This is a genomic window from Pseudomonas edaphica (assembly GCF_965277385.1).
In the GTDB taxonomy this organism is placed as follows: domain Bacteria; phylum Pseudomonadota; class Gammaproteobacteria; order Pseudomonadales; family Pseudomonadaceae; genus Aquipseudomonas; species Aquipseudomonas edaphica.
Genome location: NZ_OZ255725.1, coordinates 5,028,319 through 5,050,003, shown reverse-complemented (window position 1 = coordinate 5,050,003; position 21,685 = coordinate 5,028,319). Strand labels below are relative to the sequence as shown.

13 protein-coding genes are annotated in these 21,685 nt (G+C 54.1%); 3 read left to right on the top strand and 10 right to left on the bottom strand.

What is annotated here, in order from left to right; all coding sequences use genetic code 11:
• Nucleotides 1-289 precede the first annotated feature (289 nt).
• Together hrpA and aceK are read right to left on the bottom strand one after the other, a co-directional pair.
• Complete coding sequence (gene hrpA, locus ACQY47_RS23065; protein WP_428552215.1) at nt 290-4,201, bottom strand: ATP-dependent RNA helicase HrpA; 3,912 nt, start codon at nt 4,199-4,201, stop codon at nt 290-292.
• Nucleotides 4,202-4,522: 321 nt separating this feature from the next.
• Nucleotides 4,523-6,232 (bottom strand): bifunctional isocitrate dehydrogenase kinase/phosphatase, encoded by a 1,710-nt coding sequence (gene aceK / locus ACQY47_RS23060; protein ID WP_428552212.1) that lies wholly within the window; start codon nt 6,230-6,232, stop codon nt 4,523-4,525.
• Between the two features lie 387 nt (nt 6,233-6,619).
• Between aceK and ACQY47_RS23055 the strand changes: the two genes are divergently transcribed.
• Entirely contained in the window at nt 6,620-8,245 is a 1,626-nt protein-coding gene (locus ACQY47_RS23055) for a methyl-accepting chemotaxis protein (RefSeq protein WP_099548840.1), read from the top strand.
• Between the two features lie 64 nt (nt 8,246-8,309).
• Nucleotides 8,310-9,143 carry a DMT family transporter gene (locus ACQY47_RS23050; RefSeq protein ID WP_428552208.1) on the top strand — a complete coding sequence of 278 codons (834 nt, stop codon included), beginning with the start codon at nt 8,310-8,312 and terminating at the stop codon, nt 9,141-9,143.
• A gap of 60 nt (nt 9,144-9,203) precedes the next feature.
• On the opposite strand, the gene rfbC is transcribed toward ACQY47_RS23050, so the two are convergent.
• The 4 genes from rfbC to ACQY47_RS23030 all read right to left on the bottom strand — a co-directional run bounded on the left by rfbC (nt 9,204) and on the right by ACQY47_RS23030 (nt 13,057).
• Complete coding sequence (gene rfbC / locus ACQY47_RS23045; protein ID WP_170039198.1) at nt 9,204-9,749, bottom strand: dTDP-4-dehydrorhamnose 3,5-epimerase; 546 nt, start codon at nt 9,747-9,749, stop codon at nt 9,204-9,206.
• Between the two features lie 96 nt (nt 9,750-9,845).
• Nucleotides 9,846-10,730 carry a glucose-1-phosphate thymidylyltransferase RfbA gene (gene rfbA / locus ACQY47_RS23040; RefSeq protein WP_099548837.1) on the bottom strand — a complete coding sequence of 295 codons (885 nt, stop codon included), beginning with the start codon at nt 10,728-10,730 and terminating at the stop codon, nt 9,846-9,848.
• A 2-nt stretch (nt 10,731-10,732) separates the two neighbouring features.
• On the bottom strand, nt 10,733-11,629 hold the full coding sequence (gene rfbD, locus ACQY47_RS23035; protein WP_099548836.1) for a dTDP-4-dehydrorhamnose reductase: 897 nt from the start codon (nt 11,627-11,629) through the stop codon (nt 10,733-10,735).
• 567 nt (nt 11,630-12,196) lie between these two features.
• On the bottom strand, nt 12,197-13,057 hold the full coding sequence (locus tag ACQY47_RS23030) for a DMT family transporter (RefSeq protein ID WP_428552203.1): 861 nt from the start codon (nt 13,055-13,057) through the stop codon (nt 12,197-12,199).
• Nucleotides 13,058-13,480: 423 nt separating this feature from the next.
• On the opposite strand from ACQY47_RS23030, the gene ACQY47_RS23025 reads away from it, so the two are divergent.
• Nucleotides 13,481-14,269 carry a CPBP family glutamic-type intramembrane protease gene (locus ACQY47_RS23025; protein ID WP_428552200.1) on the top strand — a complete coding sequence of 263 codons (789 nt, stop codon included), beginning with the start codon at nt 13,481-13,483 and terminating at the stop codon, nt 14,267-14,269.
• 2,465 nt (nt 14,270-16,734) lie between these two features.
• Here ACQY47_RS23025 and ACQY47_RS23020 read toward each other — a convergent pair.
• The 4 genes from ACQY47_RS23020 to ACQY47_RS23005 all read right to left on the bottom strand — a co-directional run bounded on the left by ACQY47_RS23020 (nt 16,735) and on the right by ACQY47_RS23005 (nt 21,668).
• Nucleotides 16,735-18,801, bottom strand: a complete 2,067-nt coding sequence (locus ACQY47_RS23020) for a DUF7024 domain-containing protein (RefSeq protein WP_428552197.1) — start codon at nt 18,799-18,801, stop codon at nt 16,735-16,737.
• Between the two features lie 55 nt (nt 18,802-18,856).
• Complete coding sequence (locus ACQY47_RS23015) at nt 18,857-19,195, bottom strand: EamA family transporter (RefSeq protein WP_428552194.1); 339 nt, start codon at nt 19,193-19,195, stop codon at nt 18,857-18,859.
• Nucleotides 19,195-20,238 carry a glycosyltransferase family 2 protein gene (locus tag ACQY47_RS23010; RefSeq protein ID WP_428552191.1) on the bottom strand — a complete coding sequence of 348 codons (1,044 nt, stop codon included), beginning with the start codon at nt 20,236-20,238 and terminating at the stop codon, nt 19,195-19,197. Before ACQY47_RS23010 ends, ACQY47_RS23015 begins: the two co-directional genes overlap by 1 nt.
• 311 nt (nt 20,239-20,549) lie before the next feature.
• Entirely contained in the window at nt 20,550-21,668 is a 1,119-nt protein-coding gene (locus ACQY47_RS23005) for a glycosyltransferase (RefSeq protein ID WP_428552188.1), read from the bottom strand.
• Between the last annotated feature and the right edge of the window lie 17 nt (nt 21,669-21,685).

Below are 21,685 nucleotides of genomic sequence, written 5' to 3'. Positions count from 1 at the left end.
CGTACCAAACTTTAATTCGTTCGATACCCTCCAGCGGGCATCAAACTGGCAACGCTTTATCCCATCGCACCACAGTGTTTCGCGGCGTTACCGGTCTTTATGACTGCGAAGTTTGCCACAACCTCGCGCATTTGGCGCCATCCCCAGGATTAACCCCCGCAATCCACTGTGGGAGCTGGCTTGCCTGCGATGCAGACACTGCGGTGTATCAGTCAAACGGTGGTGATGCCATCGCAGGCAAGCCAGCTCCCACAGGGGTTGGGCGTTGTTTGGAGGATCGAGGAAGAACTCAGGCCTCGACCAGGCTCCACTGCTTGCTCAAACGCTTATCGGAAATCGGCACCTTGGTGCCCAACTGCTGGGCAAACAGCGACACCCTGTATTCCTCCAACCACCAGCGGTAAAGTTCCAACTGCGGGTCGCGCTTGCCTTCCTGGGCGTGTTTGTTCAGGCGGTTCTGGTACTGCGCCCACAAGCCGCCCAACTCCGAGCTCCAGACCCGATCCTTTTGCACCTGGCTTGGCAACTTCTCCAGGCGCAGCTCGATGGCCTTGAGAAAGCGCGGCAATTCCTTGAACCACTGCGCCGGGGTTTCGCGCACAAAACCGGGATACACCAGGTTGCTGAGTTGCTGTTTGATGTCGTTCAACGCCACCGCCTGGGCCAGGTCGATCTTGCCTTTGAAGCGTTTCTGCAAGCCATGCCAGAGTTTCAGCACGTCCAGGGTCAAGCGCGCCAGGCGTTCGGCGTGTTCGGTCCAACTGCCGCGCTTGCGTTCGGCCAACGCAGCCAGACCCGCACCGTCACGCGGCAGGCTGGCTTCGCCTTCGAGCACGCAGGTGTCGAGGCTGGCCAACAGAATATCTTCCACCAGCGCATCAATGCGCCCCAGCTCGCGGTACATCAGGCCCAGCTCAGTCAACCCAGGCAATTTGCCGCGCAGGAATTTTGCCGGTTCCGCCAGTTGCTGCATGAGCAGGCGCTGCAAGGCGCGGCGGTGCTGAAACTCGGCTTCGGCGGCAGTGGAGAAACGCCCTTCCTTGACCGTGCCGTTTTCTTCGACCAGTGCCGGATACACCGTCATCGACAGGCCAGCAATCTTTTGCTGGGTCTTTTCCGCCACGGCGGCAAACACCTTGGCTTCCACCGGCTGTTGGCTTTTCGCGGTTTGCGGTACAGCCAATGCGGCCTGGCTGGCCTCGGCGAAACGTGCGGTCAGCTCGGCCAGGTCGCGGCCTTCGCCCAGGAACTTGCCCTGGCCGTCAACCACCTCCAGGTTCATCTTCAGGTGGCTTTCCACCTGCTGCGCCGCCTCGGCCCAGGCTTCATCGCTGACCCGCGCGCCGGTCATGCGCAGCAATTCGCGGCCCAGCGCCTGGGGCAACGAGCCCTGGCCAAATTCGATACGTTGCAGGGCGGCCTTGACGAAATCCGGCACCGGCACAAAGTTCTTGCGCAGCGCCTTGGGCAAGTTGCGCACCAGCGCAATGCACTTGGCTTCGATCACACCCGGCACCAGCCACTCCAGGCGCTCAGGCGGCAACGCCGGCAACAGCGGCGCCGGTACGCGCAGGGTTACGCCGTCGCGGGGGTGGTTGGGTTCAAAGTGGTAACTCAGGGCCAGTTCCAGGTCGCCCAGGTTCAGGGTGTCGGGGTAATGCGCGGCGGTGACTTCACTGGCCTCGCGGGCCAGCACGTCTTCTTCACGCATGATCAGCAGTTGCGGGTCTTTCTGGCTGTTGACCTTGTACCAACTATCGAACGTGGCGGTCTGGTGGATCTCTGCCGGCAAGCGCGCGTCATAAAAGGCGTACAGGGTTTCTTCATCCGCCAGAATGTCGCGACGACGGGCCTTGGCCTCCAGTTCATCGAGCTGTTCCAGCAGTTGCTGGTTGGCCGTGAGGCACTTGGCGCGGGATTGAATCTCGCCGCGTACCAACCCTTCACGAATAAACAACTCGCGGGACACCACCGGGTCAATCGGCCCGTAATGTACCGGCCGGCGCCCGACCACAATCAGCCCGAACAGGGTGATCTGCTCAAACGCCACCACTTGGCCGCGCTTCTTTTCCCAGTGCGGTTCGAAGTGGTTTTTCTTGATCAGGTGCCCGGCCAGCGGCTCGATCCAGTCGGCGTCGATCTTGGCGACCATGCGCGCATACAGCTTGGTGGTTTCCACCAGTTCGGCGGTCATCAGCCATTGCGGACGTTTTTTGCCGATGCCCGAGGACGGGTGAATCCAGAAGCGCCGCTGCCGTGCGCCGAGGTAATCGCCGTCTTCGGTTTTTTGCCCGATCTGGCTGAGCAAACCGGACAGCACCGCCTTGTGCAGTTTCGCAAAGTCGGCCGGCTCCTTGTTGACCGTCAGCTGCATATCGCGGCAGATCAGGCTCAACTGGCGATGGGAGTCACGCCACTCGCGCAGGCGCAGGTAATTCAGGAAGTTCTTGCGGCACCAGTTACGCAACGGGCTGGCGGTCAACGCCTGGCGCTGTTCTTCAAAGCCGCGCCACAGATTAACCAGCCCGGCGAAGTCCGAGTCTGCATCTTTCCACTGTGCGTGGGCCTGATCGGCGGCTTGCTGGCGCTCCGGCGGACGCTCGCGAGGGTCCTGGATCGACATGGCACTGGCCACAATCAACACTTCCTGCAAACTGCCAAGCTTGGCCGCTTCGAGCAGCATGCGGCCCATGCGCGGGTCCACCGGCAAGCGCGCCAGTTGGCGGCCCAGCGGCGTGAGCTGGCTGTTGCGGTCGACTGCCGAAAGTTCTTGCAGCAGGTTGAAACCGTCGCTGATCGCCTTGCCATCCGGCGGTTCGATAAACGGGAAGTCGGTGATTTCGCCCAGGCGCAGGTGCAGCATCTGCAGGATCACGGCAGCGAGGTTAGTGCGCAGGATCTCCGGGTCGGTAAATTCCGGACGGCCGATAAAATCTTCTTCGCTGTACAAGCGAATGCAAATGCCCGGCTCAACCCGGCCGCAGCGGCCTTTACGCTGGTTGGCACTGGCCTGGGAAATCGCCTCGATCGGCAGGCGCTGCACCTTGGCGCGGTAGCTGTAGCGGCTGATGCGCGCGGTGCCGCTGTCGATCACATAACGGATGCCCGGCACGGTCAGCGAGGTTTCCGCAACGTTGGTCGCCAACACCACGCGGCGGCCTGGGTGGGACTGGAAAATCCGCTGCTGTTCGGCCGGCGACAGGCGCGCGTACAGCGGCAGAATTTCAGTGTGTTTGAGCTGGGCCTTGCGCAGCATGTCGGCGGCGTCGCGAATCTCGCGTTCGCCGGGCAAAAACACCAGCACATCGCCGGGGCTGCGGCGTTCGCTGCGCTCATAGGCGGCGATTTCGTCGAGGGTGGCGAGGATCGCCTGGTCGACGGTCAAGTCATCCTCGACACGGTTACCCTCCTCGTCCTGCTCAAGCGTCAGTGGGCGATACCAGGTGTCGACCGGGAAGGTGCGGCCCGAGACCTCGACAATCGGCGCATCGTCGAAGTGCTTGGAAAAGCGTTCCAGGTCGATGGTCGCCGAGGTGATGATGACTTTCAGGTCCGGGCGGCGCGGCAGCAGGGTTTTCAGGTAACCGAGCAGGAAGTCGATGTTCAGGCTGCGTTCGTGGGCTTCGTCGACGATGATGGTGTCGTAGCGTTCCAGATAACGGTCGTTCTGGGTTTCCGCCAGCAAAATGCCGTCGGTCATCAGCTTGATCAGCGTGTTGGAGTCACTCTGATCTTCGAAACGCACCTGATAGCCGACCAACGCGCCCAATGGCGTGGCCAGCTCTTCGGCAACCCGGCTGGCGACGCTGCGCGCAGCAATCCGGCGCGGCTGGGTGTGGCCGATCAGGCCGTACTGGCCGCGACCGATCTCCAGGCAGATCTTCGGCAACTGGGTGGTTTTACCCGAGCCGGTTTCGCCGGCAATGATAAGCACCTGATGCTTGTTTAGCGCCTCTTTGATCTCGTCACGCTTGGCCGCGATCGGCAGGCTGTCGTCATAGCGAATCACCGGCAGGCTGGCACGCCGCGCGGTGACTTGGGCGCAGGACGCCTGCATACGCGTGACCCATTGCGCCAGCTTCTCCTCGTCGGGCTTCTTGCGCAGCTCAAGCAACTGGCGCCGCAAGCGGTGGCGGTCGGCGAGCATGGCGTGATCGAGGTTTTTGAGCAGTTGGTCGATAGCGGGCGCTTGGTCAGTCATCAGGTACTTTGCAGGTCGTCTATTTATGCACGGCCGGCAAGTGTGGCAGAAAAGCAGCTGATCTGGCAGACGGCTAAGTAAACCGGATCAAATGTGGGAGCAACTGTCTTAACCCACGCTCCTCTGTGGCGAGCAGGCTTGCCCTGCGTTGGGCTGCGCAGCAGCCCCATTGTAGACACCGAGATACTCCTGAAAGAACTCTAAGTCTGTTTTTGGGGCCGCTGCGCAGCCCAACGCAGGGCAAGCCTGCTCGCCACAACAGCCCACTTCGCACAGACGTTGTTAAATTGGAGCAAGCCTCCTCCCAAACGGTATATGCGTTTACAGCGGGTCTTTGCGCCGATACGGAAACACATCAATCACCTTGCCGGCGCGAATCGCTTCCTGCAGGCCTTTCCAGTAGTCGGCGTTGTACAACTCACCATGCAACTCGTCGAACAGCTTGCGCTGGCCGGCGTCGGCGAACAGGAACGGCGGGAACTCTTCCGGGAACACGTCCAGCGGGCCGATGGAGTACCAGGGCTCCGAGGCCATTTCATCTTCAGGCGTGCGCGGCGCGGGGATGTGGCGGAAATTGGCCTCGGTGAGAAAACAAATTTCATCGTAGTCATAGAACACCACACGACCGTGGCGGGTGACGCCGAAGTTCTTCAGCAGCATGTCGCCGGGGAAGATGTTCGCCGCCGCCAGTTGCTTGATCGCCAAGCCATAGTCTTCCAGGGCTTCGCGCACCTGGGCGGGGTTGGCGTTGTCCAGATAGAGGTTGAGCGGGGTCATGCGCCGCTCGGTCCAGCAGTGGCGAATCAGTACCGTATCGCCCTCCACCTGCACCGTGCCGGCGGCGACTTCCAGCAGTTCGGCCAGGCATTCGGGCTCGAACTTGCTCAACGGAAAACGGAAGTCAGCGAATTCCTGGGTGTCGGCCATGCGCCCCACACGGTCAACACTTTTGACCAGCCGGTACTTCTCAATCACCGTGGCGCGGTTGACGTTCTTCGACGGCGAAAAACGGTCCTTGATGATCTTGAATACGGTGTTGAAGCCCGGCAGCGTGAACACACTCATGACCATGCCGCGCACGCCGGGCGCCATGATGAATTGATCATCGGTGGTCGCCAGGTGGTTGATCAACGCGCGGTAGAACTCCGACTTGCCGTGCTTGTAGAAACCGATCGAGGTGTACAGCTCGGCAATATGCTTGCCGGGCAGGATGCGCTTGAGAAAGCCGATAAACTCGGCCGGCACCGGCACATCGACCATGAAGTAGGAGCGCGTGAAGGAGAAGATGATCGACACATCGGCTTCGTCGGTGATCAGCGCATCGATCTGGATGCCGCGCCCTTCGCGGTGCAACAACGGAATCACCAGGGGCCATTGCTCGTCACGGGTAAAAATACGACCAACCAGATAGGCGCCTTTATTCCGGTAAAGCACTGACGAAAACAGCTCGATGCTCAGCTGCGGGTCTTTGCACACCCAATCCGGCAGGTTTTCGCGCAACTGCGCCTGGAGGCGGCGCAGGTCGCCGTCGAGGTCGGCGTAGGCTTCGCTGAAGCGGTAATCGGCGAAGATCTGCGTAAGCGTCGCCGCCAGGTCACCCGCAGGCTTATAGGTACGCGTTTGCGCCGCACGTGCCCGGCGCAGGCTGGGCCGCGTGGTGTGGACGAACATGCAGCCGTCGCTGATCAGGTCATGGCTGAACAGCCCGCAGAAGATCGAGTTGTACCAGGTCTCGGACAGCTCATCGTCAAAACGCAGGTCGATCAGGCCGATGTACGCGCTTTTGACCAATGGCCACTCGTCCACTGCCAGCAACACCGCCTCATCGAAGTGGGCACGCAGACGCGCCGTGACTTCAGCGACCTTCTCTTCATACAAATTGATCCGCGCCGCCGATGCCGCCTGCCCTTGTTGCCACTGAGCCTTTTCGAAACGCTCGCGAGCGCCGTCGGTGATCTGGCGAAAGTGCTCACGGTAATCGTCGAAGCCATCGAGGATCATGCGGGCAATGGCAGGGGCGGATGGCGACATGCGGGAAACCTCGAACGGGTATCTGGATGCCTGAGCTTAGCCAGTGAATCGAGGCAGGAGAAGGATGATTTGCACGGCCTGACTGTACAACATCATGCAATTTGTACATTTATTTTCAGTTTTCACCAATCGACCGCACGGTCAGCAAAAACACCATAAAGTCGCGCCGCCCACCGCTACAGGCCTGGAGCTGCGGGGCTTGACGCTCGTTGCCAGGAAACCGCGCAAACCTGTGAGTTCTCAACGTATGTAACACCCTTGATACCACTTAGGGGAAACCCCGATTACCACCTTGATGGCACTTTGATATATAGCGCGCCCTTCCCAACCTAACAAGGTCTGAAGACCGACCCGGGAACCGGTTCAAATCGCCTAAGGAGCACTAAGATGTCATTGAGGAATATGCCGATCGGTCTGCGCGCCAGCCTGAGTTTTGGGGTGTTGGCCAGCATGCTGGTGATCGTCGGAATGTTTGGCCTGGGGCAGATGGCCAAGCTGCGCGAAAGCGCGTTGGTGATTGAAGAATCGTGGATGCCGAGCATCGAGAATATCCACGACGCTGCAGCCTGCATCGCCAGCATCCGCCTGGAGTCGATGCGCATGGCGACCACTGACGAATCACGGATCCGCGACAACAGCAAAAGCCTGATCGCCAACCAGCGCAGCGAACTCAACACCCTGCTGGAGCACCACGCAGACCTGCTCAGCGGCGACGACGAACGCGCCATGCTCAAGCAGCTCAACATCAATGTGAACACTTACAACAGTATCGTCAGCCAGATGGTGGAGCTGGTCGACAAGGACCAGCAGCAAGACGCCATCGACCTGCTCAGCACGCGCCTCGGCCCGCAGGGCACGCTCCTGAATAAAAGCCTGGAGGACATGATTACCTTCAACCAAAAAGGCGTGGAAACCGCAGCAGACGCGGCGGCGCAGATGTATACCAGCGCACAGTGGGTGGTCGGCCTGATCATTGTGTGTGCGCTGATCGCGACCTTGTTGCTCGCCTGGCTGCTGACCCGCAGCATCACCGCCCCGCTCGGCCAGGCCCTGGCCGTGGCGCGCACCATTGCCGGTGGTGATTTGAGCCAGCCCGTCGTGGTCAAAGGCAGCGACGAACCGGCGCAACTGTTGACGGCCCTGGCCACCATGCAGGACCAGTTGCGCACCACCCTCCATGGCATCAGCGAGTCGGCGCAGCAACTGGCGTCCGCAGCCGAAGAGATGAGTTCGGTGATGGAGCAGAGCACCCGTGGCTTGCAAGCGCAGAACGATGAGATCGAACAGGCCGCCACCGCCGTCAACGAGATGAGCGCGGCGGTGGACGAAGTCGCGGCCAATGCGGTGTCCAGCGCCGAGGCATCCAAGGCCTCCGACGAAGACAGCAAGCACGGTCATTACCAGATCAGCGAAACCATCAGCTCGATCCAGAACCTGGTGGACGAAGTGCTCGGCGCCTCGAACAAGGCCGAAGGGTTGGCCGTACAAGCCCAGGACATCAGCAAAGTGCTGGAAGTGATCCGCGGCATCGCCGGGCAAACCAACCTGCTGGCGCTGAATGCCGCCATCGAAGCCGCCCGCGCAGGTGAGGCCGGGCGTGGGTTTGCAGTGGTGGCCGACGAGGTGCGCTCGCTGGCGCAACGCACCCAGGACTCCACCGAAGAAATCGAGCAGATGATCAACGGCATCCAGCAAGGCACCCAAGGCACCGTCGAAGCGCTCAACAGCAGCGCCGAGCACGCCGGCCAGACCTTGCAGCGGGCCAACAACGCCGGCAGCGCCCTGGAAAAAATCACCGCCGCCATCTCGCAAATCAGTGAACGCAACCTGGTGATCGCCAGCGCCGCCGAGCAACAGGCCCTGGTGGCTCGCGATGTCGACCGCAGCCTGGTGAACATCCGCGACCTGTCGACCCAGACCGCCGCCGGTGCCACCCAGACCTCGGCGGCCAGCCACGAATTGTCGCGCCTGGCGGTGGACCTCAACGGCATGGTCACGCGGTTTGTCCTGTAATTAGCGATTGTGTCGCGCAGGCCACTGGGCAACACTCGCCGCCTTATTGATATAGGAGTGTTCCGTGAGACCTGTCGACACCCTGTACCTGTTGGGGCTGGCTGCCATTTGGGGCGCCAGCTTCCTGTTCATGCGCATCATTGCGCCGGAAATCGGCACGGTGCCGACTGCGTTTTTTCGCGTGTCGATTGCTGCCGCCGGGTTGCTGGTAATTCTCACGATGATGCGCGTGAACTGGGACTTCCAGGGCAAGTTCAAAACCGTGCTGCTGCTCGGCGTGATCAACTCCGGGATTCCCGCCACCATGTACTCCGTGGCGGCCCAGGTGCTGCCGGCAGGCTACTCGGCGATCTTCAACGCCACCACGCCGTTGATGGGCGTGTTGATTGGTGGGCTGTTCTTCAGTGAACGCCTGACGCCTTCGAAAATCGCCGGTGTGTGTTTGGGCCTGTTTGGCGTAGGAGTCCTGACCCGAGCCGGGCCGGTAGCCTTTGATAGGGACTTGTTGATGGGCGCACTGGCCTGTCTGCTGGCCACCACGTGCTACGGCTTTGCCGGTTTCCTTGCGCGACGCTGGCTCGATCAACGTGGCGGCCTGGACAGCCGACTTGCGGCGTTGGGCAGCATGCTCGGCGCTACCCTGTTCTTACTGCCGTTCTTTGCCTACAGCGCCATCAGCCATCCACCAGCGAACTGGGGTGGTTGGCAGGTATGGTCTTCGTTGCTGGGGTTGGGGCTGGTGTGTACGGCGTTTGCCTACATCCTGTACTTCCGTTTGCTGTCGTCCATTGGGCCGGTGAAGTCGATGACGGTGACGTTTATGATTCCGCCGTTTGGGGTGTTGTGGGGGGCGTTGTGGTTGGTGTTGCGACCCGGAAAATTGGCGAAAGCGTTGTAGGAGATCGTGCCCAGCCCAGGACGGGTGTGGGCACGCTCAAGTGCCTGACAGGAAGGCCAACTAGGCGAAGGTTTCAGCCTCAGCAAAACGGGTGGCATTGGTATCTTTGGCCGACAGCGTAGGCGGCTCGGAAATCGGCCAATCGATAGCCACGTCGGCGTCATTCCAGGCAAGACTGCGCTCATGCTCTGGCGCCCAGAAATCGGTGGTTTTGTACAGAAACTCAGCACTTTCAGACAGCACTACGAAGCCGTGAGCGAAACCCTCGGGTATCCAAAGCTGGGCTCGGTTGTTCTCGCTGAGGTAAGTGCCCGCCCACTGGCCGAATGTGGGCGAGCTTTTACGCAGGTCCACTGCCACGTCAAAGACTTCTCCGCGTATCACACGCACCAGCTTTCCTTGGGCCTGCTTGATCTGATAATGCAGGCCGCGCAGCACGCCTTTTGCAGATTTTGAGTGGTTGTCCTGCACGAAGTGGACAGGTTTTCCGACAGCCTCCTCGAAAACCTTCTGATTGAAACTTTCGTAGAAAAACCCGCGCTCGTCCCCGAATACTTTCGGTTCAAACAGAATAACGTCCGGGATGGCGAGGGAAGTGGCTCTCATTTTTACGGTATCTCCAACATGTTATCGGGCCAGCTTGGCGGTGCCACGGATCGACCTTAAGGCAGCAACTGGGGATGCCGCGTTCCACTCAGGCCATCAAAAAATCTTGTCACTGAGCAATCGCTTGAGATATTGGCCATAGCCATTCTTGGAAAGCGGCACCGCAAGTTTCTCCAACTGTTCGGCGTCAATCCACTTCTGGCGAAACGCAATTTCTTCAGGGCAGGCAACTTTAAGCCCCTGACGATGCTCAAGCGTTGCAATGAAGTGGCTGGCCTGTAGCAGTGAGTCATGCGTGCCTGTATCCAGCCATGCGTAGCCACGACCCATAATCTCAACCGACAGCTTGCCCTTCTCCATATAGAGACGGTTGAGGTCGGTAATCTCGAGTTCGCCACGCGGCGACGGCTTGATGCTTTTAGCCATTTCAACCACGTCCTGGTCGTAGAAATACAGACCGGTAACCGCGTAGTTTGACTTGGGTTGCAGCGGTTTCTCTTCCAGGCTGATCGCTTTGCCCTCAGTATCGAACTCTACGACGCCATAACGCTCCGGATCGGTCACGTGATACGCGAAGACACTGGCGCCGTCCTGACGCAACATTGCGCTCTTGAGCAGCTCATTAAAATCATGACCGTGATAGATGTTGTCACCCAGCACCAGTGCAGACAGATCATTACCGATGAAGTCCTCACCGATGATGAACGCCTGCGCGAGGCCATCCGGAGACGCCTGTACAGCGTAGGAAATATTCAAACCCCAGTTGCTGCCATCGCCCAAAAGTTGCTCGAATCGCGGGGTGTCCTGTGGCGTGGAAATGATCAGAATGTCGCGAATACCCGCCAGCATCAACGTGGTCAGCGGGTAGTAGATCATCGGCTTGTCGTAAACCGGTAGCAACTGTTTGGAAATAGCCAAGGTTGCAGGGTGAAGGCGCGTGCCCGAACCGCCGGCCAAAATAATTCCTTTGCGTTTTAGCATAGTCATTTCTCTAGAATTTCTTTAAGCATCCGTGCCACACCGTCCTGCCATTCAGGCAGGCAAAGGGAGAAGGCATTCTGCAGTTTTTGAGTATTGAGTCGAGAGTTGCCAGGACGCTTGGCAGGCGTAGGATAAGCGGCCGTGGTTATCGCGCCGACGGATGCCGAAGCGACTTTGAGCTCCACACCTGCCGCCTGCGCCTGGTCGAGCACGAAACGGGCATACCGGTGCCAAGTGGTCTCACCGGCTGCCGCAAGATGGTAGATGCCTTGCAATTGAGGGTTCAAACGCACCGCACGGATAGCATGGGCGGTGACGTCCGCCAGCAGGTCCGCCCCGGTAGGGGCGCCAAATTGGTCGTTGATCACATTCAGGCTGTCACGTTCTGCTGCCAGGCGCAGCATGGTCTTGGCGAAGTTATTACCGCGCGCCGCATACACCCAACTGGTGCGCAAGATCAGGTACGTGCAGCCGGAGGCCTGGATCGCCTGCTCACCTTGCAGTTTGGTCGTGCCATAGACGCTCAGCGGGCCCGCTGGGTCGCTTTCCTGCCAAGGCGTATCACCCTGGCCGTCAAACACATAGTCCGTGGAGTAATGTACCAGCAAGGCATTCAGCTTTCGGGCTTCTGTTGCCAGCACCGCGGGGGCTTCAACATTCACGCGCAGCGCTTGGCCCGGCTCACTCTCGGCCTTGTCGACGGCGGTGTAAGCCGCTGCGTTGACGATTACGTCAGGCGCAAACCGCTGCACGGTAGCCGCCAGCCCTTGCAGATCGTTCAAGTCACCGCAGTAGTCCGGGCTTTTGGAGTGCAACGCCAGGACTTGCCCCAAAGGCGCCAAGCTACGTTGGAGTTCCCAGCCTACCTGGCCATTTTTGCCAAGCAGTAAGATTCTCATATAGAACGCTCGGAGTAGCGCTTCACTACCCGGCCCAATGCCACGTTTGCACCGATAAAGCCTGCACCGCCGGTTACTAAGATAGTCATTGAGTTAAATCTTTTCAGTAATGTCGCAAGGATGGGCCCGAAGTTTCCCATCAACGTCTGCCGATTCACACCCGCCAACCGAAACCCTAGCACTCGTCTGATAAAACCGCCTCGACGATTAACAGGCAAGCAACACGCTGAGTGAGCGCTTGAAACACGAAGAGGTCGGCGAAACGGGGAAAATTAGGCGTTGCACCAGCGAAACCGCCACTTTCAATACGACGAGAGTATAGAGACCGATTTTAAACAAATACGGCCTGCAACCACGACTTTGTCACTAGAGAGAAACCCTCGACCGAAGCCGGCAGCGTTGCTCAGCCAGCCGCCACCTGCAGACGCACCGATTACCCCATATAAAAATAACTTACATTCTAAAGGGCGGAATTATTACAGCATCGCCCTACAGGTACAACATGACCCTCTGATGCCCAAGGGGGCGTTTCGGCGTGCGATCTACCGCCCCCTTGGTGCTCACCTTCTAGTGTTTACGGAAGACAAACGCCAAGCCGATGATGATCAAAATCATCCCTAGCACACTCAATACCGCGAGCCGATTGCCAAAGATCAGATAGTCCATCACGGCCGTTACCGCCGGCACCAGGTAAAACAGGCTGGTGACATTTACCAGATTGCCTCGCGCAATCAGGCGGTACAGCAACAGCGTCGCCAGCAATGACACCACCAACCCCATCCACAACACTGGCAGGTAAAAGCCGGCGTTGTGTTCAAAGTGGAAGGGCTGGAATGGCACAAATACCGAGCACAGCAACAGCCCGGCCAGGTACTGCACCGGCAGCGTGCCCAAGGGGTTGTCAGTAATGCGCTTCTGCATGATGGAACCAAAGGTCATGCTCGCCAGCGCCAGCAGCCCGAACAGCATCCCTGCCAGAGACATGCCCGACAGCCCAATGCCCTGGTAGACCACCATGATCAACCCCGCCAACCCCAGCGTCAGGCCGAACATGCGGCTTAACGAACGCTGACGTTCCATCAGCACCACCGTCAGGATCGGCTGCACGCCCATGACGGTTGCCATCACGCCGGGCGTCACTTTGAGGTCTAGGGCCAGCAGATAGAAAATCTGATACGCCCCCAACAGCACCAGCCCGGTTGCCGCCGCATACAACATCGACTTGCCGGTGCGGGGTAGCTTCAGCTTGAGGATCGGCACCAAGATCACCAACCCTGCCAGGGCGATGGCAAAACGGATCAACAGAAAGGCAAAGGGCGAAGCATGGGCCAGGCCCAACTTGGAGAAAATCGCCCCGCTGCTCCACAGCAGGACAAACAGGCTCGTCGTGGCCGCCGCGGCCACGGATTGTTTCGAAAGGACGGACATGGTTACCACCTGTAATCAGGCAAAAAAAGCCGATTCAGCAAACGCTGAAATTCAGTTGATTTTTTTCAGGCAGGCAGACGGGAACAGCGATTCGCTGATCAGCCCGAAATGCCAACACCCGGCGGTGATACGACTGCGTACACCGGCGTGCTACTGACAGGTGGGGGGTAGTGACTGATCTGCGCAGGCTGCTTGTTCCCGCACGGCACGACCACAGCGTTGAGCGCTGAATCGATTACCGCTATGCAAGGGAAAGCTGGCATGGGCTGATCTTGTATGAAGGGGTGAACAAGCCACGACTATAACCAGCTGCCGGCAGGCTTGGCAATCACCCTGACCCGAGTCGGGCGCGTGGATGACTTTTCATTTTAAGGCAAAGGTAGGGTCGCTATAATGCCGACCAGTTTTTTTCAAGGATTACACATGCTCACCCTGCCCTGGCTGTACCTGGCACTTCTCTGCGCTGGCTATTTGATCGCGTTGGCCTACGGGCAACTTGGCGTAATCGCCGCCGTCTCAGTCGCTCTATTGCTGATCGCCGGATATGCAGTCCGCCAGCAACGCACACCTTGGGCGCGTTACCTCGGCCACGGCTTGTTCATCGTGATGGCGCTGGGCTTGGCGATGCATTGGTTGCCGGGCTTCTACAACGGACGCGGAATTGCTCCGCAGCGTTTTACGCCTGACGCCGTGCCTTTCTCGATGTACCTGAACCAGGACAAACCGCTGCTTGGTTTCTGGTTACTGCTGGCCTGCCCATGGATCGTGGCGCGGCGCTCGTTGCGTCTGACGCTATGCGTCACGGCACTGGCGTTGACGCTCACAGCCGTGGCGGCATTGGGTGGTGCAGTGTTGTTGGGGATTACCCACTGGGCACCGAAATGGCCGGAACAGGCGTGGTTATGGGTATTGAATAATCTGTTACTGGTAACACTGGTAGAGGAAGCGCTGTTTCGAGGCTATATCCAAGGCGGGTTGAGTCGACGCTTTAAACAGCTGCCTTACGGGGAAAACCTCGCGCTGTTACTGGCGTCCTTACTGTTCGGACTGGCTCATGTCGGTGCTGGCTGGCAGTGGACATTGTTGGCGGGTGGTGCCGGGGTTGGGTATGGTTTGGCGCATAGATTTGGCGGGTTGGGAGCGGCGGTGGTGACACACTTTGGGGTGAATTTGCTGCATTTTGGGTTGTTTGTGTATCCGATGGCGGCTTGAAGGATAGGATCAGGGAATCCGTCATAAATATAGTGTGCGAGCATAACGTGTCGAAAATAAGTGTTTTTGCCGAAAAAAATCGTGTCGTGAGCCATAGGCGACCTCTAAGTACGATAAAAACGCGGATTCAGTAATTAGTAAAAGCCTTACGTTTAGCTCAGTCATTGTCATTCGAACAGTCGGTGGATAATAGAATTCACCGATCAGTTCTAAATGCAAATCCCTAGCGATCACACAACCGTGTAGACAGGCTTGCTACTAAGGGTGGAGAGACCGATTTACTTAGGCAGTAGGCGCCCATAGCATCAAACGTTAGGTCGCCCCCTGCTACGCAGCGAGAGGTCAGCACGGGCTGATACAGAGTGACAAGGTAAGAAAGTGGTGAACTATCGACAAAAAGCAACTTGGAAGAAATTTACTTATTCTCGATGCTAATGTGCATTCATAAGTCAATTAACTGCGCTCTGTGGATGCTATAGCAAAGGCGATTCATATATGCAGCATAATTATAAGACACGACAGATATCAAAATGACATACCTGCTATGCGTATGTAGAATCACAGCACTAAATCGAGCTACGAAGAATGATGTGAAAAACGCACCGAAAAATTGGAACACACTCGAACACAAAAAATAGATGAGCGAATATAGAATCACTGCCAAATTACTATATAAAAACCAAAACCTCAAAAAATAAAATCCGCCTACATAGCTTAAAAAAACCAAAATGGACCATTCATGAAAAAACAGGAAAAAAATTATCTTTGCGAACCAACTAAGAGGTATCGCCGCAACAATGGTACTTCTAACACATTGGTGCGCCGTATATTGGTACAATAGATATATCGTCGCAAAATACATCCACGCACCGATAGAGACGGTTTCGGCTTCGTCTTGGACAGACCTCATAACACTACCAACATTCAATTATGGAACTCTTGGAGTTGCTTTATTCTTCCTAATTAACGGCTTTGTGATACCTTCTCATTAAAAATGACTACCACCTGAAGATTTTTATTTGCAAAAGCATTAAGAATATATCCGATCTATTTTATCGGCTCGCTAATAATGCTAACTGGGACATGGCTTTCATCAAACCACTGGGGCATCGAGTATTCACTAGATTTTTTCAATGTAGGAATCAACCTCCTCCTAATCAATAACGACTTCTCTCAACCTACAATAGATTTCATAAATTGGACACCGGCTGTAGAAATAAAATTTTACATCGTATGCGCCATACACATAACACATATAAGACAGGCGCACACGACGGCACTCCTAATGACATCAACGCTTATACTTGCCTACCGCGAATGGATTCCACCATCGCCTGACTCAATTCAGGTACTTGGGGGTAGATATTTTTTCAATACCCAACCTCAAATGGCAACTAATACTGATTAGTATATAACGGCACAATATTTTATTACTACTAATCGGGAATATTTCACTCAAGAAATTTTTAGCGCACGTATTGATACTTGCAATCATACTCACAACCGGCACATCACCCCCCCCTTTCATGAGTCCAGTCGCGATTTACAACTTCACTTATGGATTGATATTTTTTTCTTTAGCTGTTTCTCTTTGTAAATTCTCAAGAAAGAATTCGATTTTGGATTTCATGGCTAAAATAAGCTTTCCAATTTATGCAACGCACTCGATTTTAGGCTATTCCCTAATCAGAGTTCTCACGGACCAAGGAATCTCTGCTAGCGTTTCTCTACTCATCGTTTTCTTCATCACAATACTACTCGCCCTATTCATTCACATCACAATTGAAAAACCTAGTGCAACGCTGGGAAAACTTATAACCAAAAAACCGGCTGACACGGGCAAGGAAACTTCAGACGCAGCACGAGCCTAAAAAACCCACGATCATTATTAATAGTGATGGGCAATAGCGCACTATAACCAAATTTATAAATGCGAGATAAGCGACTGGACTTCTACTTAAACCCCCAGTGAACTTATAGAGATCTAAATCATAGGCCACACAATTAAAAATAGATTATATCGGACGCCTTTTCCTTCCGAGCCTAAGACCCCAACAACATTTTCTAAATATCTAAAACATACAATCACTTATAAACAATAAAAAGTCTATCCTATTAAAAGGTTCCTATTGTCTTTCAATTTTTCTAGACGTTAGATATCGGCATACGATAATGCCCCACTCTGGTTACTTCAGTAGGCGGGTAGCTCACCTTCCGACACTTCCGATTTGATCTGCGCTCCAGTACCGTGTTTTCTCTCAGCATGGAAGCTAACACCGCATAAGCGCCCCGACCAATTCAGTGCCTCAGCACCTCACTACTTACGGCGATATCGTGTCAGCAGGTGGTACTAGCAGCATAAGACAGGCAAGCCCGCGTCCACTAGATACGTATTTTACGAAGGGGGAGGGGTAGATCAGGTAGAAAATCAGTGGTGGCAGCTGTCCACCACTGACTCACCTAATTTACGGTAGCGGGCGAATAGTTAGAGTATTTAAGCCAATACCCAATAGGCGCGGATCTTCACTCACACCTAGCTGTTTAGGTGAAGAAGGACGCGGAACTTTTATAAGCAACTTATCTACTTTGTCTGGATTGTCAATGCGGACTGTGTGAGAGGTCATCTCGCCCGATAACTTTAGCGGATAGTTCTTATTATCCACCTCCACATCGAATACTTCATTCTCGTTAGGCCCATACGCATTTGCAGTAATGACCATTTCAAACGCCGCTGGCAGCGGCTGACTGAAGGTAATCGCAACATTAGAACCATCCGACCAAGTCCCCCAGTTTTCAACATGAGAAAGCCCTGAAATCTTCGTTACTGAATCTGGTGTTGAATTAGTGCTGAAGTCAATGACCAACGGGTAAAGGTTGGAAATCTTCCTGGCGAGAGAATATCCATTGAACCTCATTACTTTAAAGTCCCCTTTCACTAAGTCTACGTCACCAAACACCAAGATCCACTTTTTGTCAGAGGGCGTCTGCGCCGCAGTGTAAGGCTCACCTGGAATATAGCTTCGGTCCGGAGTCGCATGTATGTTATCAACATAAAAAAGAGATCTCATTACCAGTGCCGGGTTGTCGCCCACAACCACAAGACTGCCGAGTTCAGCTGGGGGAAGGTAACTTTTTACGAACATACCACCTAGGTCATAGGCATCAGGCACCATACGCTCTCTGACTTCCATCGTGTTGTATACAGTACTGACTGCTATACAAAGAGGTAGATAGACAAATAGAAAACCGGCAGCACCTGCACTAACCGATTTATACCAAAGGGCTAGCGTAAACACAGAGAGCGCAGCTAAAACCATTAGCCACTTATTATTAAAAGTATAACCGCGAAGCTCCGGATTATCAATATAACTCGTGGTAAAAGGTAGCATATGGTTCAGTGCTGCATAACAAATTCCTGCACCGAGAACTACAATCAGGGCAAATCGCGCATATTTATGCGTCGCATCGTGAACGCTATTGATTTTAGAGCCAACTGCAATAAAAAGCATCGGCAACATGAAATCGTAATATCTCATGTGAAGCCTGAAAGCAGTTTCAACTATATTCGTTCCCGCTACTGAAGCAGTGAAAAGCGCAACAATTGCGATCAGATTAAGTAACAAAGTAAGCGTACAAAAAGCAAATTTATCTTCGGCAAGAATAGTTTTATTAGAAAACGCTTTAAGCATTCCAAAAATAATTATTGCCAACGCGCCCCCAAACATCAACGCATTAGCGAGAATATGCCCTTCAGCAATTTTCGGAGCAGCGGATATAATGTCCAAGTAACGCTGTATCGTCGTCGTGTTTGACTCAAGAGTTGATGTATAGAAATTACCAAACAATGTCAAGCCTGATTTGCCAGCCACTAAAAAACTGATCACGAATTTTGTCGAAAGCATCGTTACCACAAAGAGTACCGAGTTCTTCAGCCCCGTTGCGATCCAGTTCTCGATGTTTTTATACGAAAAGAAAAAGATACACAAACAAAACCCTGGCACCACGAACAACGCGTGAGGCTTGATCAGTGAGGTGCACCCCATAATAACGCCAAAAATCAACCAATTCTTTACAGGAGAACTCGCATCAAGGCTCAAGAAGTAGAACATACCTATCCAGAACGATAGGAAAAAGAGCGCTTCTGGCATAAAAAAAGAAGTATAGCTGTTGATGGGTCCCAACATACTAAGCGCAACAATTATTACCGAAACACGGACGCCGCAGTATCGCCGAGCGGTCAGGTAAATAAAGGGAGCGGCAGAAACAAAAAACAATGAATTAAAAAGCTTCACACAGCCCATAAAACCATTGCCGCAGACTAGCGTGAGTTTGTAAATCGAAAGGTATAAATAGCCGGGAATACTGGCTGCTGACAGCGGCATCAACCTCGACATGGAGTTGTACGTATACTCATCACCTAGCACCGACGTGTAGAGCCCACTAGAGCGTAGCATGAGCAAAATAAAAGTGAGCACCATAATGCCCATAATTGCCACGGGTGCGTCTAAACGCACCCTATTTGATAACCGCATACAGCATCCTTCCTTATTTAATGTTTGCCCTAACAGCTTTATAGATCAGCCATCTTTATGACTTTACCGCCAGAATGATGCCGCACATTATGAAGAGAACACCGACAAAATACTGTGTGTGAAAGCGCTCGCCCAATATGAAGTGACTGCCAATTGGGACTAGGACAAATGCCAGCGCCATGAGCGGATAGGCTTTACCCAGCTCAACTTTCTGCAAAACCCAGACCCAGGCAATTGTAGTTAACCCATAAAGGGCAAAGGCGGAACCAAGAATCATCAGGGTCTTAAGATCAAAAAAGGTTCCTGCACGCTGCAGTGAACTCGCGCTTATTTTGAACATTATTTGTCCAGCGGCGATGCCAAACACGCACAATACAGCGATTGCATAAACCATCAGCGATTACCTGCCTTGGGTTTGGATTTCAGTTTTGACAAGTGAAAAGCCCTCCTGGGCACAGAGGCGATATCCTGACCTAGAAATGCCAAAATAAACTGGATGCCCAAAATGATTGGCAGGGCTGATAGCATAACAGTGCCGGCCGGTGTTGGAAGGCCAGTGTACATCGAGTTGATCCAGTGAGAGGTACCGAATATTACGCCGCTTACCAGCATCAGCAGACCTACGGGCAGTTCGATTGACGCTAACGACATGTCACGGAGGTAGTAGTTATAAAAAATACGCTTGCTAAAATTCCGCACATGCTTGACAAAGAACTCCCCCACAATTTTAGATATCTTCAAATTACTTACTTCATCGCCATACTTGGCATCCATCGGTATATCTACGACTACCGCACGAAGCGTGTTCAGCCTGAACAAAATATCGGTCTCGAAAAAGTAGCGTCGACTAATTTTGTTAAAGGGTAAGTGCTTGGCGACATCTCGATGTATCGCTGTGTAACCATTTGTTGGATCAAACAGATCCCAATAGCCGGAAGAAAATTTTGTCATGAACGAAAGTACAGCATTACCAAACAGGCGAATCTTCGGCATCGCTCGGATTTCTTCGAGGTCGTAGAAGCGGTTGCCCTTTGTGTAATCAGCCTCACCATCGAGAATTGGATTCACAAAGTTCAACAGCAACCCAGGGTCCATTTGGTCATCGCCATCAATTTTGACAATGATGTCCATTCCTTCGTCCACCGCAGCCTTATAACCATTCATCACCGCGCCACCAACCCCCTGATTCTCAGGGTTACGCAGAACCACCACTCGCCCATCAGTACAGTGTTGTTCCACGTAGGCCCCTGAACCTTCCGGACAGCAGTCATCAACAACATAAATGCGTTCGACTTCAGGACCAATTGCTGCGATCACATTCAAAATTTGGGCGATTACCTTATAGCAAGGGATTACCACGGCGATCTTATTACGCTGATCCTCTTCAACTGCGCCGATGAAGCCTCGCTCGAACTGGTCTTGGTGGGCTGTGGTCATATTTCAGTTTCCCTGCTGGTCTCAGTCTACTAATGGATCAAATTTACAAAAATAAAATGGCAAGCGACAGAGTTAAACGCGCTCAAGGGCGGTCGACTCTAAAATGCATTGGCTGGGCGGTCCATATCCGTAGGACCGAGCGGTGTAAACCTGCCGAAAAAAATTATAACGGATTGAATGATGAGAGGGTGACGGCATGCTGAATAATCCCCTCATAGCCCTGAATAATCCGCTGATTTACCCGGTCCTTCACTGGTTTTCACTCCTTTGGCAACAACTGAGGCCCGCTAAAGACGCCAACACGCGCCTCTTCATTTATTTGCTGGAGTGCTTAAAAGCTCAGCATATTTTTTCATGTATTCTTCGCCCATCTTACGAGAAGTAAAAACTTCCAAATAGCGCTCCCTTGCAGCTAGTCCGAAACGCTCAGCGAGCACTGGCGATTCCCATAGCTGCGTCATCGCTGCCCGCATTGCAAGTGCGTCCTTGGGCGGCACCACAAGGCCGGAAACCTGGTGCTGATTGATGTAGCTGGTCCCCGTGCCTATTTCACTGCACACCATGGGTTTACCAAACATGGAAGCCTCTAAGAGGCTTATACCAAAAGCCTCCGAGCGAAGGTGTGATGGAAAAACCACCGCGTAGCAGGCGGCCAATAAATTGACTTTTTCCTGCTCACTCACCTGCCCAATGAAGTGCACATTATGCAGCTCCCTCTCGGCTGCCACACTCATCAATTCCTGCTCCAACGGTCCGGCGCCTACTATCAAGAGAGGCCAGTCTTTGCCCTCAACTGCCTGAAGCAAAAACTCTAATCCTTTGTAATAACGCAACACTCCGACAAATAAGAAGAAGCGGCCACGTTGCAACTTTAATTCAGCCACTTTTTCTGGCTGAACCGGTAGATACATAGACTCTTCCAGGCCGATCGGGATTGCGCTGGTCTTATTCAGATATTTCGCTAATATCGGCGAGCTTTTCAGGTAATTTGGGCTCGTGGCTACAATAGCATCAACGCTATTTAGAAATGCATTTTGCAAGGGCGTATAGAAGCATTTTAGTACTTTCTGGCGAACGATATCAGAGTGATAAGTTACGATCGTTGGTTTCTTGAGGCGCGTGGCAAAATGCACGACGTCCATAAACGGCCACGGAAAGTGGTAATGGATAATATCCGCTGACGTGCCTAGCTCAGAAAAAACCTTGAAAGCAGAGAGCGAGACACCCGTAGATGCCAGATTAAAGTTTTCCTTGGCATGAACCAGTCGATAAGCCGGTCCTTCCTCCGACGACGCCCCTTCCGGAGCTAAAGAAAGCACAACGTTTTCACACCCTTGCTGACTTGTTGCATGGGTTAGATGGCGAATAAACATTTCCACGCCCCCATGTTGGTGGGCGGCAAAGGTTTTGTAAAAATGTAGTATCTTCAAACAGCACCTATATCGGC